This window comes from Plasticicumulans acidivorans (genome assembly GCF_003182095.1).
In the GTDB taxonomy this organism is placed as follows: domain Bacteria; phylum Pseudomonadota; class Gammaproteobacteria; order Competibacterales; family Competibacteraceae; genus Plasticicumulans; species Plasticicumulans acidivorans.
Genome location: NZ_QGTJ01000008.1, coordinates 164,043 through 179,002 on the forward strand (window position 1 = coordinate 164,043; position 14,960 = coordinate 179,002).

General features: G+C 67.8%; 14 protein-coding genes. All 14 read left to right on the forward strand.

Annotated features, from left to right (window positions below; genetic code table 11):
• Position 1: 1 nt before the first annotated feature.
• Complete coding sequence (gene leuD, locus C7443_RS14460) at positions 2–643, forward strand: 3-isopropylmalate dehydratase small subunit (RefSeq protein WP_110019328.1); 642 nt, start codon at positions 2–4, stop codon at positions 641–643.
• 56 nt (positions 644–699) lie between these two features.
• Positions 700–1,287 carry a hypothetical protein gene (locus C7443_RS14465; protein WP_110019329.1) on the forward strand — a complete coding sequence of 196 codons (588 nt, stop codon included), beginning with the start codon at positions 700–702 and terminating at the stop codon, positions 1,285–1,287.
• Between the two features lie 109 nt (positions 1,288–1,396).
• A complete protein-coding gene (gene leuB, locus C7443_RS14470) occupies positions 1,397–2,473 on the forward strand; it encodes a 3-isopropylmalate dehydrogenase (protein ID WP_110019330.1) in 1,077 nt (358 codons plus the stop codon).
• Positions 2,474–2,536: 63 nt separating this feature from the next.
• Positions 2,537–3,646, forward strand: a complete 1,110-nt coding sequence (gene asd / locus C7443_RS14475; RefSeq protein WP_110019331.1) for an aspartate-semialdehyde dehydrogenase — start codon at positions 2,537–2,539, stop codon at positions 3,644–3,646.
• A gap of 107 nt (positions 3,647–3,753) precedes the next feature.
• Complete coding sequence (locus tag C7443_RS14480; protein WP_170123630.1) at positions 3,754–4,755, forward strand: Asd/ArgC dimerization domain-containing protein; 1,002 nt, start codon at positions 3,754–3,756, stop codon at positions 4,753–4,755.
• 166 nt (positions 4,756–4,921) lie between these two features.
• On the forward strand, positions 4,922–7,252 hold the full coding sequence (locus C7443_RS14485; RefSeq protein ID WP_170123631.1) for a motility hub landmark protein FimV: 2,331 nt from the start codon (positions 4,922–4,924) through the stop codon (positions 7,250–7,252).
• Positions 7,253–7,316: 64 nt separating this feature from the next.
• The gene (locus C7443_RS14490; protein WP_110019334.1) at positions 7,317–8,012 is read left to right on the forward strand and encodes a hypothetical protein; all 696 of its coding nucleotides are present in this window, start codon (positions 7,317–7,319) and stop codon (positions 8,010–8,012) included.
• Positions 8,013–8,059: 47 nt separating this feature from the next.
• Positions 8,060–8,848 (forward strand): tRNA pseudouridine(38-40) synthase TruA, encoded by a 789-nt coding sequence (gene truA, locus C7443_RS14495; protein WP_110019335.1) that lies wholly within the window; start codon positions 8,060–8,062, stop codon positions 8,846–8,848.
• Between the two features lie 66 nt (positions 8,849–8,914).
• Positions 8,915–9,547: a phosphoribosylanthranilate isomerase gene (locus C7443_RS14500; RefSeq protein ID WP_110019336.1), complete on the forward strand. Its 633-nt coding sequence runs from the start codon at positions 8,915–8,917 to the stop codon at positions 9,545–9,547.
• Entirely contained in the window at positions 9,540–10,751 is a 1,212-nt protein-coding gene (gene trpB / locus C7443_RS14505; protein WP_110019337.1) for a tryptophan synthase subunit beta, read from the forward strand. Before C7443_RS14500 ends, trpB begins: the two co-directional genes overlap by 8 nt.
• Positions 10,752–10,761: 10 nt before the next feature.
• Positions 10,762–11,580, forward strand: a complete 819-nt coding sequence (trpA, locus tag C7443_RS14510) for a tryptophan synthase subunit alpha (protein WP_110019338.1) — start codon at positions 10,762–10,764, stop codon at positions 11,578–11,580.
• Positions 11,581–11,602: 22 nt separating this feature from the next.
• Positions 11,603–12,565: an acetyl-CoA carboxylase, carboxyltransferase subunit beta gene (gene accD / locus C7443_RS14515; protein WP_110019339.1), complete on the forward strand. Its 963-nt coding sequence runs from the start codon at positions 11,603–11,605 to the stop codon at positions 12,563–12,565.
• A 53-nt stretch (positions 12,566–12,618) separates the two neighbouring features.
• Positions 12,619–13,890 carry a bifunctional tetrahydrofolate synthase/dihydrofolate synthase gene (folC, locus tag C7443_RS14520; protein ID WP_110019340.1) on the forward strand — a complete coding sequence of 424 codons (1,272 nt, stop codon included), beginning with the start codon at positions 12,619–12,621 and terminating at the stop codon, positions 13,888–13,890.
• Between the two features lie 28 nt (positions 13,891–13,918).
• Positions 13,919–14,857, forward strand: a complete 939-nt coding sequence (locus C7443_RS20555) for an SPOR domain-containing protein (RefSeq protein ID WP_110019341.1) — start codon at positions 13,919–13,921, stop codon at positions 14,855–14,857.
• Positions 14,858–14,960: the final 103 nt, after the last annotated feature.

A 14,960-nucleotide genomic window follows, 5' to 3' on the forward strand; every position in this document is an offset into this window, starting at 1 on the left:
CATGAAGCCTTTCACGCAACTCGACGGCCTCGTCGTCGCCCTCGACCGGCCGAATGTCGACACCGACGCGATCATTCCCAAGCAGTTTCTGAAGTCGATCAAGCGCTCGGGCTTCGGCCCGAACCTGTTCGACGAGTGGCGCTACCTCGATGTCGGCCAGCCGGGCCAGGACTGCGCCGGGCGGCCGCTGAACACGGACTTCGTGCTCAACCAGCCGCGCTACCAGGGCGCCAGCGTGCTGCTGGCGCGCAAGAACTTCGGCTGCGGCAGCTCGCGTGAGCACGCGGTGTGGGCGCTGGAGGACTTCGGCATCCGCTGCGTCATCGCGCCGAGCTTCGCCGATATCTTCTTCAGCAACTGCGGCAAGAACGGCGTGCTGGCGATCCGTCTGCCGGAGGTCAGCATCGATCGCCTGTTCCAGGCGGTGACGGCGCAGGAAGGCTATCGGCTGGTCGTCGATCTGCAGACGCAGACGCTCACCACGCCGGATGGCGAGGTGATCGACTTCGAGGTCGATCCGTTCCGCAAGGAATGCCTGCTCAACGGCTGGGATGACATCGGCCTGACGCTGCGCCACGCCGATGAAATCCGTGCCTACGAAGCCAGGCGGCGCCAGGAAGCGCCGTGGCTGTTCGCACACTGACGTACGATCGGGCACGATCGACGCCTTGAGCCGCTGATATTCGGGAGGCTGGGGGTATGTCGAGCATCGAGATGGCGGTGCGTAATGCGCGGGCGATCGAATCCCTGCTGGAGCAGCGCCTCGGCGCCACCGGCAAGGGCCTGCACGAAAAGCTCAACAGTGTGCAGGGGCATCTGCCGGCGGACATCGTCAAGACCGCGCGCTGGATCGCGACGCTGCGCAACTCGGCCGTGCATCAGGACGCCTTCGAGATCGAACGGCCCGAGGATTTCATGAACGCGGCCTCCCGGGTGATCAGTTTCCTGGAGCACCTGCCGGCGGCGGCACCCGGGCAGCGCGCACCATCGGCGCGCGCACCGGCGGAGTACAGCCCCTTCGTCGCCGGGCTGAAGCTCGAATCGGTGGAGACCGATCCGCGTACCGTGGCGCCGCCACCGCCGGTGGTGCCCACGCGCCGGCCGGCCGTGCCGCCGGCTCAGCGGCCGCGGCGGGCACCGCGCCGTCGCGAGGGGCGCGGGCGCGCAGAGGGTAGTGGTGGTCTGGTCGGCCTGGTCGGTGCGCTGCTGCTGGTGCTGCTCGCCGTGTTGTTCGCGACCGGGCACATCCACATCGGGCCGCAGGGGCTGGGGTTCGGTGTGCAGTAGGAAGATGCGCCGATCTGCTGGTCGAACGGGCGCTGAGACTGCCCATCATCGTATGACCCGGCCGCCCGGCGCGGCCGTTTTGAATGGACTGACCCAGGACACACGAAACATGAGCAAGAAGATTCTGGTTCTCGCCGGCGACGGCATCGGCCCCGAGATCGTCGGGGAGGCGGTCAAGGTGATCGGCGTGCTGCAGCGCGAGTACGGCCTCGACGTCGAGCTCGACAGTGCGCTGCTCGGCGGCTGTGCCGTCGATGCCAGCGGCGAGCCGTACCCGGCTGCGACGCAGGCCAAGGCCCGTGCCGCCGATGCGGTGCTGCTCGGCGCCGTCGGCGGGCCGCAGTACGACACGCTGCCGCGGCCGCAGCGCCCGGAGCGCGGCCTGCTCGCCATCCGCAAGGATCTGAACCTGTTCGCCAATCTGCGCCCGGCGATGGTCTATCCGCAGCTCGCCGCCGCCAGCTCGCTGAAACCCGAGCTGGTTGCCGGGCTCGACATCCTGATCGTGCGCGAGCTGACCGGTGACATCTATTTCGGTGAGCCGCGTGGCATCGAGCAGCGCAACGGCGAGCGCGTCGGCTTCAACACGATGATCTACTCCGAGTCGGAGATCCGTCGCATCGTGCGCGTCGCCTTCGAGGCCGCGCGCAAGCGTGGCGGCCGCGTCTGCTCGATCGACAAGATGAACGTGCTGGAGACGACGCAGCTGTGGCGCGACGTCGCCGAGGAAGTCGCCAGGGATTATGCGGACGTCAGCCTCAGCCACATGCTGGTCGACAACGCCGCGATGCAGCTGGTGCGCAATCCCAAGCAGTTCGACGTGATGGTCACCGGCAATATCTTCGGCGACATCCTCTCCGATGAGGCGTCGATGCTGACCGGCTCGATCGGCATGCTGCCGTCGGCCTCGCTCGACGAGCACGGCAAGGGCATGTACGAGCCGATCCACGGCTCGGCCCCGGACATCGCCGGCAAGGGCGTGGCCAATCCGCTGGCGACGATCCTGTCGGTGGCGATGATGCTGCGCTATTCGCTGGAGCGCGCCGATCTGGCCGAGCGCGTCGAGCGCGCGGTTTCGCGCGTGCTCGATCAGGGGCTGCGCACCGCCGACATCTGGTCGGCCGGCTGCGAGAAGGTCGGCACCGTGGCGATGGGTGCGGCGGTGCTCGCGGCGCTCGCCGACTGAGCGGGTGCACGCAATACGGTTATCACGCGGTGGCCGGGCGCCGCCGCTGCAGAGGTCAAGAAAATGAAGCGAGTAGGTCTGGTGGGCTGGCGTGGCATGGTCGGCTCGGTGCTGATGGAGCGCATGCGGGCGGAGAATGATTTCGCGCTGATCGATCCGGTGTTCTTCACCACGTCCAACGTCGGCGGTGCGGCGCCCGATGTCGGCAAGGGCGCGTCGAGCCTGCAGGATGCGAAGTCGATCGCGGCGTTGGCGGCGATGGATGTGATCATCTCCTGCCAGGGTGGCGACTACACCAACGCCATCTACCCGCAGCTGCGGGCCGCCGGCTGGGACGGCTACTGGATCGACGCCGCTTCGGCGCTGCGCATGGAGGCGGATGCGGTCATCGTCCTCGATCCGGTCAACCGCGGCGTCATCGACGCGGCGCTGGCCAGGGGCGTGCGCAACTACATCGGCGGCAACTGCACCAACTCGATCCTGCTGATGGGTGTCGGCGGCCTGTTCAAGGCCGGGCTGGTGGAGTGGGTCAGCTCGATGACCTATCAGGCGGCCTCCGGCGCCGGTGCACAGAACATGCGCGAGCTGCTGGCGCAGATGGGTGCGCTGCACGCCTCGGTCGCCGAGCTGCTCGCCGATCCGGCCTCGGCGATCCTCGACATCGACCGCAAGGTGGCGGCGACGATGCGTGACGAGGCCTTCCCGGCGCAGCATTTCGGCGCGCCGCTGGCCGGTTCGCTGATCCCGTGGATCGACAAGCAGCTCGACAACGGCCAGTCCAAGGAAGAGTGGAAGGGGCAGGCCGAGGTCAACAAGATCCTCGGCACCGAGAGCACGATCCCGGTCGACGGCCTGTGTGTGCGCATCGGCGCGATGCGCTGCCACAGCCTGGCGCTGACGCTCAAGCTCAACCGTGATCTGCCGCTTGCTGACATCGAAGCGCTGATCCGCGAGGGCAATCCGTGGGTCAAGTACGTCGCCAATGAGCGCCCGCTGTCGATGCAGGAGCTGACGCCGGCGGCTGTCACCGGCAAGCTCGACATCGCCGTCGGTCGCGTGCGCAAGCTCAACATGGGTCCGCAGTATCTGTCGGCCTTCGTCTGCGGCGACCAGCTGCTGTGGGGCGCTGCCGAGCCGCTGCGGCGCATGCTGCGCATCCTGCTCGAAGCCTGAGTCGGGTTATCCTTGGAAGTGGCTGACGGCGTGATGCCGGCAGCCTCGCGGGCCCGCCGGAGTCACCGGCGGGCCCGTTCGTTTCGCCGCATGCGGGAGAGCAGATGATGAATGACCAGGCCTTGATCGCAGTCGTCGGTGCCGACGGACTGCTCGGTGAGGCCCTGCTGGCTGAACTGGCCGACAGCGGCTGGCCGGCATCGCGCCTGCGCGCGCTGGTGGCCGAAGAGGCTGTCGGCACGCGCCTTGAGTACGCGGACACCTACCTCAAAAGCGCTGCCGCCGCGGGTTTCGATTTCGCTGACGTCGCCGTCGCCTTGTTCGCTGATGCCGAGCTGACGGCGCAGAGTCTGTCGCAAGCACGGGCGGCTGGCGCCAGGCTGCTCGATCTCAGCGGTCATCTGGCGACGACGACGCATGTGCCGGTGGTCGTGCACGCGGTCAATGATGCTGAGCTCGGTGCGCAGACGGCGCTGATCGCGCCGCCGGCGGTGGTGGTTGCCGCCGCACGTGTGGTCGCTGCGCTGCAGCCGCTCGCCGGTGTGGAGCGTATCGACCTGACCTGGCTGCGCGCGGTGTCGAACGATGGCCGTGCCGGCATCGATGAACTGGCCCGGCAGACCGCCAATCTGCTCAACGCACGCCCGATCGAACCGCACCTGTATCCGCAGCAGATCGCCTTCAACGTGCTGCCGGGCTGGGACGGCTTCGACGCGACCGGCTATACCGCTGAGGAAGCCCTGTGCAGCCGTCTGCTGGCCGAGGCTGTCGGCGTGCCGAGCGAGTGCGTGACGGCACTGGCGCTGCGCATGCCGGTATTCTTCGGGGACGGTTGCGTGCTGCGCCTGCGCCTGATGCGTGGTGTGCCCTGCGGTCAGTTGCAGCGTGCACTGGAGGCCAGCGCAGGGCTCGACTGCCTGGCACTGGACGATGCCCCGGTGTCGCCGGTGGTCGATGCCGTGTCGCAGTCCCTGCCGCAGATCGCGCTGCTGCGAGCGGCTGCCGGGGAGGCACGGGACTTGAATCTGTGGATAGTGGCAGATAATGTGCGGGCAGCTGCGTCGAACGGGGTCGCTGTCGCGAGAACGCTGGTGGACGGTCCGCGCTGACGCCGGGGCCAAAGAGTCGCGTTGGCCGTACAGCCTCCTAACAACCGCCAGGATGCGGCGGAATCCACTTCGTCCGTAGCCTACGGATACCGAGACGCGATCGACGATGACAAAAGGGAATAGACGGAGTCGTGCCCTGCTGGCGGGGCTTTTGCTGGCGCCGGGTGTGGCTGCAGCGATCGGCGTTGGGCCGATACAGGTTCATTCGGGGCTCAACCAGCCCCTGCAGGCAGATGTCGAGCTGCTGTCTGTCGTTCCGGACGAATTGCAGAATTATTCGGTGCGCATCGCGCCGGCTCGTGCCTTCGAGCAGCTGGGGCTGGAGCGTATCGGTCCGGTGTCCGATCTGGAGTTCCAGCTCCAGTCCAGGCCGGACGGACACAGCTATATCCACATCACGTCCAAGCAGCCGGTGCGTGATCCGGCGCTGAACTTTCTGGTGGAACTGAGCGGCCCGAACGGGCAGCTGCTGCGCGAGTTCGCCATTCTGCTCGACCCGGTTCGTCCCGGCGCGCGTCCATCGCGGTCGGGCATCGCCATTGCGCAGGGTGCCAGCGTTTCTCCGGCCTTGCCGAGCGGGCCGCGCGGCGGGTACGGGCCCGTCCAGCGGGGTGAGACCCTGTGGGCCATCGCTGATCGTCTGCGTCCTGCAGGCATGCCGACCGCCGTGGCCGTACGGCGTTTGTTCGACACCAACCCTGCCGCTTTCATCGGTCGCAATCCCAGCGCCTTGCGCGCGGGAGCGATGCTGTCACTCCCCGAAACGGAAGGCTGGCAGGTCGCGGCAGCCCCGACGACTCCGGCAGCCGCCGTGCCGCCGATAAACGCAGTGCCTCCGGTGACCAGCAGCGGTGAAGTGCGTGTGCCGCAGCCGCTGGCCCCCTCGGCGCCGGCAGCGGTGGGCAATGATGCGCAGGTGCGACTGGTTGCGCCTGAGAGTACGCCGCCCGCGGGGCCTGCAGAATTGCCGGCCGCGCCGCCCGCGGCCGGACCTGATCCGCTGGTCAATGCCGCTCCAGTCGCGCAGATCGCTGTCGAGGATGGTCGTCTGCGTCTGCAGGCATCCGGCCTGGAGCATCTGCAGAGCCGTTTGGAGACCCAGCCTGCGGCGGCGGCTCCGCCTCCCGTGCCGGTCAATCCGGCGGCGCCGAAGGTCGATAACCGGCCGGCGGTGGCGACGGCACCGATTGCCCCGGCGGTGGCGCCGCGGCAGTCACCACCGGTACCCAAGGAGACCGGCTTCTTCGATTATCTGCTCGATGATCCTTTGACGCTCGGCGGTCTCGGCCTTGCGGCCGTAGCCGCATTGGCGGGCGGGCTCCTGGTGGTCCGCCGCCGCCGTCAGGCCGAACTCGATGGTGCCAGTGTCCAGCCCGAGTTCAAGCGGGTCGAGCCGGCGTCGGTCGACAGTACTGCCGCAGCCGGTGAGTCGCCGCGATCGCTGCCCGAGGCGACGGGAAGTGCCGAGCAGGGCGATGTCGCCGAGCGGGCATCGCTGCTGGCCGCCGTTGGCAAGTACCCGGAGGCGCGTGCACTGCTTGAACAGGCACTGACACAGGCACCCGACAGTACGACGGTGCGCCTGCGCCTGTTGGATGTGCTGCATGCGATGCGTGACGCCACCGCTTTCCGCGTGGCCGCGGGCCCCCTGCGCGAGCTGGTGTACGCCGACACCGATCCATTGTGGTTGCGTGTGGCCCGCATGGGGCGCGAGGTCTGTCCCGAAGATCCGCTGTTCAACCCGCCTGCGGCCGCATCGAGCGCTGAAGCATCAACGCCGGCCGTGCCGTCTGAAGGCGGCGCTGCTGGCGCCAAGACGCCCGCGCCAGCTCCCGCAGCGCCGCTGCCAGGTCCGGCCAGTGAGCCGCCGGCGCTGGGTGATATGTCAGGTCTGACATTCGAGCGTGTGGCGCCGGCGGCCGAAAAGGGCCGAGCCAGTTCCGGTGCGCTCGACGATCTCAGTCTCGGCGATCTGGACTTTGGCGATGTTGCCTTGCCAAACCTGAGCACGGCACCGAAGCCGGAGGTGCAGGATAAGCCCAAAGAGGCGGCGCCGGCTGGTGGCTTCGATCTGACGTTCGATCTGCCGGATCTGAACCCGACGGCGCCGGTGAGCACCAAGGCCGAGACTTCGGCCGCTGCGGCAGCGGTGAAGGAGAATGTCGAGGAGACGCCGGCGGATACCGGCTTTACCTTCGAGCCGGTTCTGGCTCCGCCGCCGATCGTTGAGCCATTGCAGCTTGACGATGTTCCTGTCGTGCCTGAGCACAAGCCTTCTGTCGAGTCTCCGGTGCTGTCGATGGGGCCGGCGGAGATGGTCGAAGCCGGTGCCGACGAGGAAGACGAGTTCGTCGAGACCAAGCTCGATCTGGCGCTCGCTTATATCGACATGGACGATCCGCTCGGTGCACGCACCCTGCTGGAAGAGGTGCTGGTGGAAGGCGGCAAGCAGCAGCGGCTCAGGGCACAGGCGCTGCTCGACAAACTCGCTTCCTGACGCAGCCGGCTGCTGGCGCGTCAGGGCTGCCGTCTCTTGCCGCTGAGCTGATGCGGTCGCCTGCATGCATCCAGCCATTCTGATCGTGCTGTTCCTGATGTATGCGTTGGGTGTTGCTGCGGCGTCGCCGGCAGCAGTGCTGTGCGGGCTGCTGATGCTCCTCGCTGCCCGTCTGCTGCTTGGCGGTCACGTGCCCGCTGGCACATTGCGCGGCGGCCTGCGCCGGGTGCGCTGGCTGCTGCTGGCGCTGACCGTTACGCATCTGTGGTTTACCCCGGGCGTACGTTTGTGGCCGGAGCTCGGCACGCTGTCGCCGACCGCTGCCGGCCTGTCGCTGGCCGTCTGGCGGGCGTTGGCGCTGCTGGAGATGGTGGCCGGGGCAGCCTTGCTGATCGCCCGCTGCGGGCGCGATGGCCTGAGCGGCGGACTCTACTGGCTGGCGACACCGTTCGGCAGCGTGCGTGAACGCTTGGCGGTACGGGTCGGCCTGACGCTGGAGTGCCTGCCACAGGTGCGCGCATTGCTGGGCGCCGGACATGACGAGTCTGCGGCGGCGCCATCGTCTGGCGTCGCCGGGCGCGTGCGCCGGATTGCGCGCGCCGCGGTGGGGGCGCTGGCACAGGCTGATGCCGTGCCGTTCGCCCTGGCCGATGCGCCGAGTTTGCGTATCGTCGTGCCGCCGCCGCCGCCATGGTGGCAATGGTTGTGGCCGCTTGCTCTGGGATTACTGTTCATCGCACTCGCACGGCTTGAGTCCTGAGCGGCCACAGGCATCATCGGCGCTTTTCCCGACAGCGAGTCCATGGCATGCGCATCGCGCTCGGCATCGAATATGACGGCTCCCGCTTTCGCGGCTGGCAGACGCAGGAACCCGGTGTGCGTACCGTGCAGGAGGCACTGGAGACGGCGGTGTCGCGTATCGCCGCTCAGCCGGTGGGGGTGGTCTGCGCCGGGCGCACCGATGCCGGCGTGCATGCCGCCGGGCAGGTGGTGCATTTCGATACTTCGGCGCGGCGTGATCTGCATGCCTGGGTGATGGGCAGCAATTCGCAGCTGCCCGACGACGTGTCGGTGAGCTGGGCGCGTGAGGTCGCCGATGATTTTCATGCCCGCTTTTCGGCTTATGCCCGCCGTTACCGTTATCTGGTGCTCAATCGCTGTTACCGCAGCGCGCTCTGCGGCGGGCGGATGACGCACTGGTATGCACCGCTGGATGCCGAGCGCATGCACGCAGCCGGTCAGGCTCTGCTCGGCGAGCATGATTTCAGCGCCTACCGCGCGGCCGGCTGCCAGGCTGAGCATCCGATGCGCGCCCTGTATGAGCTGAGCGTGCGACGGCGGGGCGATTTCGTCGTGCTCGAAGTCGAGGCCAACGCCTTCCTGCATCATATGGTGCGCAACATCGCCGGCGTGCTGCTGGCGATCGGCAGTGGCGAGCGTCCGCCCGAGTGGGCGGCCGAAGTGCTGGCGACGCGTGACCGCCGCCGTGGTGGTGTGACCGCGCCGGCCGATGGCCTGTATTTCCTTGAAGTGCTGTACCCGGAACGCTTCGCCTTGCCGCGCGGCAACCCGTCTGCGCTGCCGGTGCTGGCCTAACGCGCCAGTGCCGCGAGACGGCCGATTTTGTTAACCTTCACTGTTTTCCCCCCCACCGAGTCGTTCATGCCCCGTACCCGCGTCAAGATCTGCGGCATCACCCGTCCAGAGGATGCACTGGCTTGCGCCCGCTCTGGCGTCGATGCCATCGGCCTGGTGTTCGCACCGCGCAGCGCGCGCTATGTCGACATCGCGCAGGCGCAGCGCGTGCTGGCGGGGCTGCCACCGTTCATCAGTATCGTCGCGCTGTTCCAGAACCCGGCGGCTGAGGAGGTGCGGAGCGTGCTTGCGGCCTTGCCGGTCAGCTGCCTGCAGTTTCACGGCGATGAGAGCGAAACGTTCTGTGCGGCATTCGAGCGGCCTTATCTGAAGGCCGTACCGATGGGCGCCGGGGCGGATCTGCGCGATTACGCCCGGCGTTTTGCCTCAGCGAGCGCGCTGTTGCCGGACAGTCACGGCGGCGAGCGCATCGGCGGTACCGGCGAAACGTTCGACTGGGGCCGGATTCCGGTGGACTGCGGGAAACCGATCGTACTGGCCGGTGGTCTGCACGCGGGTAACGTCGCGGCGGCGATCCGTTCCGTGCGGCCGTGGGCAGTGGATGTATCGAGCGGCGTCGAGGCCGCGAAAGGTATTAAGGACGCGGCGGCGATCGCCGCGTTCATGCAGGGTGTGACAGACGGAGACAGCCGTGGGTGATTTGATCGACTTCAGCCAGTTCCCCGACGCGAACGGACATTTCGGCCCCTATGGCGGCCTGTTCGTCGCCGAAACGCTGATGGCGGCGCTGGAGGACCTGCGCGACGCCTACGCGCGCTACCGCGACGATCCCGAGTTCATCGCCGAACTCGACCGCGACCTGGCGCGCTACGTCGGCCGGCCGTCGCCGCTGTATCACGCCGAGCGTCTGTCACGCGAGTGGGGCGGGGCGCAGATCCTGCTCAAGCGCGAGGACCTCAATCACACCGGCGCGCACAAGGTCAACAACACCGTCGGTCAGGCGCTACTCGCCAAGCGCCTGGGCAAGACGCGCATCATCGCCGAGACCGGTGCCGGTCAGCACGGCGTGGCGACAGCGACCATCGCCGCTCGTCTGGGCATGGAATGCGTGGTCTACATGGGGTCCGAGGACGTCAAGCGCCAGTCGCCGAACGTTTATCGCATGAAGCTGCTCGGTGCCACCGTGGTGCCGGTCGAATCCGGCTCGAAAACGCTCAAGGACGCCCTGAACGAAGCCCTGCGCGACTGGGTGACCAACGTTGACGACACCTTCTACGTCATCGGCACCGTGGCCGGCCCGCATCCGTACCCGATGATGGTGCGCGACTTCCAGTGCGTGATCGGCCGCGAGGCGCGCCAGCAGGTGCTGGCCGATTTCGGCCGCCTGCCGGATGCGCTGGTCGCCTGCGTCGGTGGCGGCTCGAACGCCATTGGCCTGTTCCATCCTTTCCTGGCCGATGCCGACGTCGCCATCTACGGTGTCGAGGCCGCGGGCGACGGTCTGGACACCGGTCGCCACTCGGCGCCGCTCAATGCCGGCCGGCCCGGCGTGCTGCACGGCAACCGCACCTATCTGATGGAAGACGCCAACGGCCAGATCATCGAAACCCATTCGATTTCGGCCGGTCTCGATTATCCGGGCGTCGGTCCCGAGCATTCCTGGCTGAAGGACATCGGCCGCGTCCACTACGGCGCGATCACCGATGACGAGGCGCTGGCTGCGTTCCACGAGCTGTGCCGCAGCGAGGGCATCATCCCGGCGCTCGAAAGCTCGCACGCGGTCGCCTACGCCAAGAAGCTCGCACCGACGCTGCGTTCCGACCAGCTCATCGTCGTCAACCTGTCCGGCCGTGGCGACAAGGACATCTTCACCATCGCCGCGCGCGAAGGCATCACGCTCTGAGGTTTCCGTCATGAGCCGTATCGCAACCCGTTTCGCTGCGCTGGCCGCTGCCGGCCGACAGGCGCTGATCCCCTACATCACCGCCGGCGATCCCGATCTCGCCACTACCGAGGCGCTGCTGCACACGCTGGTGGCCAACGGCGCCGATGTCATCGAGCTCGGCGTGCCGTTCTCCGATCCGATGGCCGATGGCCCGGTGATCCAGCGTGCCTGCGAGCGCGCGCTCGCCACGGGCACCTCGCTGCACGACGTGCTGGCGCTGGTGCAGCGCTTCCGCAGGCAGGATGCGCAGACGCCGGTCGTGCTGATGGGCTACCTGAATCCGGTCGAGGTAATGGGCTACACCGCTTTCGCGCAGGCCGCGGCCGCGGCGGGCGTTGACGGTGTGCTCACCGTCGACCTGCCACCCGAAGAGTCGCACGAACTCAATCTGGCGCTGGTCGAACACGGCCTCGATCCGATCTACCTGCTGGCGCCGACCAGCCGTGACGAGCGCATCCGCAAAGTCGCCGCGGCGGCCCGCGGCTATCTGTACTACGTCTCGCTGAAGGGCGTGACCGGTTCGGCAGCCCTCGACACCGCCGAGGTCGCGCGCAGGGTCGAGCACATCAAAACGCTGGTCGACGTGCCGGTCGGCGTCGGCTTCGGTATTCGCGATGCCGTCACCGCTGCCGCCGTGGCGCGCGTCGCCGACGCCGTCGTCGTCGGCAGTGCCCTGGTGTCGCGCGTCGAGCAGCTCGCCGCGACGCCGGAGCGCATGCATGCTGAAATCGGCGGACTGCTGGCCGAGATGCGCCGGGCGATGGACGTCGGCGTCGCGACCGCTTGAGGCGAGGTGAGCAATGGTCGATATGAGCTGGTTTGAAAGGCTGATCCCGGCGCGCATCCGCACCGACGGCAACGGCAGCAAGCGTCAGATTCCCGAGGGTCTGTGGTCGAAGTGCGACGAGTGCGGTGCCGTGCTCTACAGCGCTGAGCTGGAGCGCAATCTTCACGTTTGCCCGAAATGCGATCACCACATGCGCATCGGCGCGCGGCAGCGGCTCGACAGCTTCCTCGATGCCGAGGGACGCGTCGAAATCGGCGCCGACGTCGAGCCGAGTGATTTTCTCAAATTCAAGGACAGCAAGAAGTACCGTGACCGCCTGCTCGCCGCGCAGAAGGCCACCGGCGAGAAGGATGCGCTGGTGGCGATGCAGGGCAGCGTCAAGGGCGTGCCGGTGGTGGTCACGGCCTTCGAGTTTTCCTTCCTCGGCGGTTCGATGGGCTCGGTGGTCGGCGAACGTTTCGTGCGTGCGGCCCGCGTCGCTCTGGAAAACCACTGGCCGTTCATCTGCTTTACCGCCAGCGGCGGCGCGCGCATGCAGGAGGCGCTGGTGTCGCTGATGCAGATGGCCAAGACCAGCGCGGCACTGCGCAAGCTGGCCAATGCCGGCGTGCCGTTCATCTCGGTGCTGACCGATCCGACCACCGGTGGCGTTTCGGCCAGTCTGGCGATGCTCGGCGATCTCAATGTCGCCGAGCCCAAGGCGCTGATCGGCTTCGCCGGGCCGCGAGTTATTGAGCAGACGGTGCGTGAGAAGCTGCCGGAAGGTTTTCAGCGCTCCGAGTTCCTGCTCGAACATGGCGCCGTCGACATGATCGTCGACCGCCGCGAGATGCGTGACCGCCTGGCGGCGATCCTGGCGATGCTCGGCGGCCTGCCGTCGCCGGCTGATGATGGCGTCGTCGTGCGTCGACTGGCACCGCCGGTCGTGGCGGAACCGTCGGCGAGCGACGATGACGAACCGCTCGAACCGCCGCCGACTGTCTGAATAGTGCGTCGCTGCCGTCCTCGGCAGCGTTTCCTGCCTTGGTATACACCGCCATGTCTCCCCGCCATTCCTCGCTTGCTGCCTGGCTCGCCTGGCAGGAGCAGCTGCATCCCGTCGGGATCGACCTCGGCCTCACCCGTGTGCGTGAAGTGGCCCAGCGCCTCGATCTGCTGCGGCCGGCGCCGATCGTGTTCACCGTCGGTGGCACCAACGGCAAGGGCTCCAGCGTGGCCTTCCTTGAGGCGATGCTGCGCGCTGCCGGCCGGCGTACCGGTGTCTACGTGTCACCGCACCTGCTGCGTTACGAAGAGCGTGTACGCCTCGACGGCCGCGAGGCGACCGCCGAGGCGTTCTGCAGCGCGTTCGCTGCCATCGATGCGGCCCGCGGCAACATCTCCTTGACCTATTTCGAGTTCGGCACGCTCGCCGCGCTGTGGCTGATCCGGCAGGCGCGGGTCGATGTCGCGGTGCTGGAGGTCGGCCTCGGCGGGCGGCTCGATGCCGTCAACATCGTCGATGCCGATGCCTCGCTGGTGACGGCGATCGGCATTGATCATGTCGAATACCTCGGGCCGGATCGCGACAGCATCGGCTTCGAGAAAGCCGGCATCTATCGCAGCGGCCACGTCGCCGTCTGCGCCGATGACGATCCGCCGGCCCGTTTGCTTGGGCATGCGGCGGCGATCGCCGCCAGGCTGCAGGTTGCCGGCCGGGATTTTCATTGGCAGCGGGAAACCGATGCCTCCTGGAGCTGGCGCACGGCGAGCGAAGCCCTGCAAGGCTTGCCGTCACCGGCATTGATCGGCACCCACCAGTTCGCCAACGCGGCGGGGGTCATCGCCTTGCTGCGCGCCTTTGACCCGGCGCTGGTGCCGGAGTCCGCGCTGCATGCGGGCTTGCGCTCAGCGCGGGTGGCGGGACGTTTCCAGGTGCAGTCCGGCCGCGTTGAGTGGATATTCGATGTCACTCATAATCCGCACGGTGCGGCCGCACTGGCCGCTGCGCTGGCGGCGAGGCCCTGCGCGGGACGTACCTGGCTGTTGCTGGCGATGCTGGCAGACAAGGATGCTGCGGGCTTTGTCGCGGTTCTGGGCGATGAAGTGGATGGGATCTGCTGTGCAGGATTGAGCGGCGCGCGAGGACGCAGCGCCCGGGCGCTCGCAGGCGTGCTCGGAAAAACCGCAATCCTGGAGTGCCATGATGTTGCGAGTGCCTGCGATGCGCTGGCGTCGCTGGCGCGGCCTGCGGATCGCGTGCTCGTGACCGGATCGTTTCATACGGTTGCGCAGGCCCTGCAGGCGCGATCGATGATCGAGACCGCCTGACGCGCAGTGAGTCATCGGGAGTCTGTTTGTGGAACAGCGTCTGAAACAGCGTCTGCTGGGCGTGGCCGTGCTGGTTGCGCTGGCCGTCATCATCGTCCCGGAGGTCTTCAAGACGGCCGGACCGATCGCGCCTCCGGCAGTCAATCCGAGCATTCCGCCTGAGCCGCAGGCGCCCAGTTCCCGCGGCATGACGGTGACCCTGCCACCGCCGGTTGAGCCGGTCGTACCTGCACCGGCGGTGCCTGCCGCGCCGCAGCCGGCTCCGCTGCCTCCGCTGGCCGAGCCGCCGGTGATCGAGCCGCAGTCGCTGCCTGCAACTCCCCCGGCCAGTGCCGCCGCGCCGCAGGGGATGCGTTCGGTCGATTTGACGGCGCCGCGTGCCGTGACCGCCAAACCGGTACCGCCGGTCGCTGTCGAGAAGCCAGTGGTAAAGCCCAAGCCCGAACCGAAGCCGGAGCCGAAACCCGTCGTCAAGACGCCGCCGAAGCCGGCTCCGAAAGCGCCCGAGACCGTGGCGCGTGCCGCACCGCCGGAGCCGGTGGCACCGCCCAAGCCAGCACCGGAGCCCGCTCCGAAACCGACGCCCGCTCCGAAACCGACGCCGAAGCCGGCCCCCGCGCTGCCCAAGCTGGAGCTGACCAGTCGATCGAGCGTCGCACAGGCGCCTGCACCGACTCCGGCACCGGCACCGGCCGCCGCCGCGCAGGGCTGGCGACCGAAGGGCGGCGGCAACAGCAGCTGGGCGGTGCAGGTCGGCAGTTTCAGCATGGAGGAAAATGCCGGGCTGCTGCGTGACCGCCTGCGCGCGCAACGCTTTCCAGCCGTCGTCGAGCGTGTGAATTCTGGTGGACAGGCCATGTATCGCGTACGTGTCGTCGGTCAGGATTCGCGGGCGTCGAGTGAATCAATGGCTTCGCGCCTGCGTGCCGTGGGTATTCCGGGCAACGTCATCGAGCCTGGCGAATGAGTGTGGACTGGACACTACGGCGGACGCCTGCGGCTGCGGCATGTCGTCGTGCTCTGCTAGAATCGGCCGCCTCGGTCCGGTACTCGCCGGATCCTGTACGGGT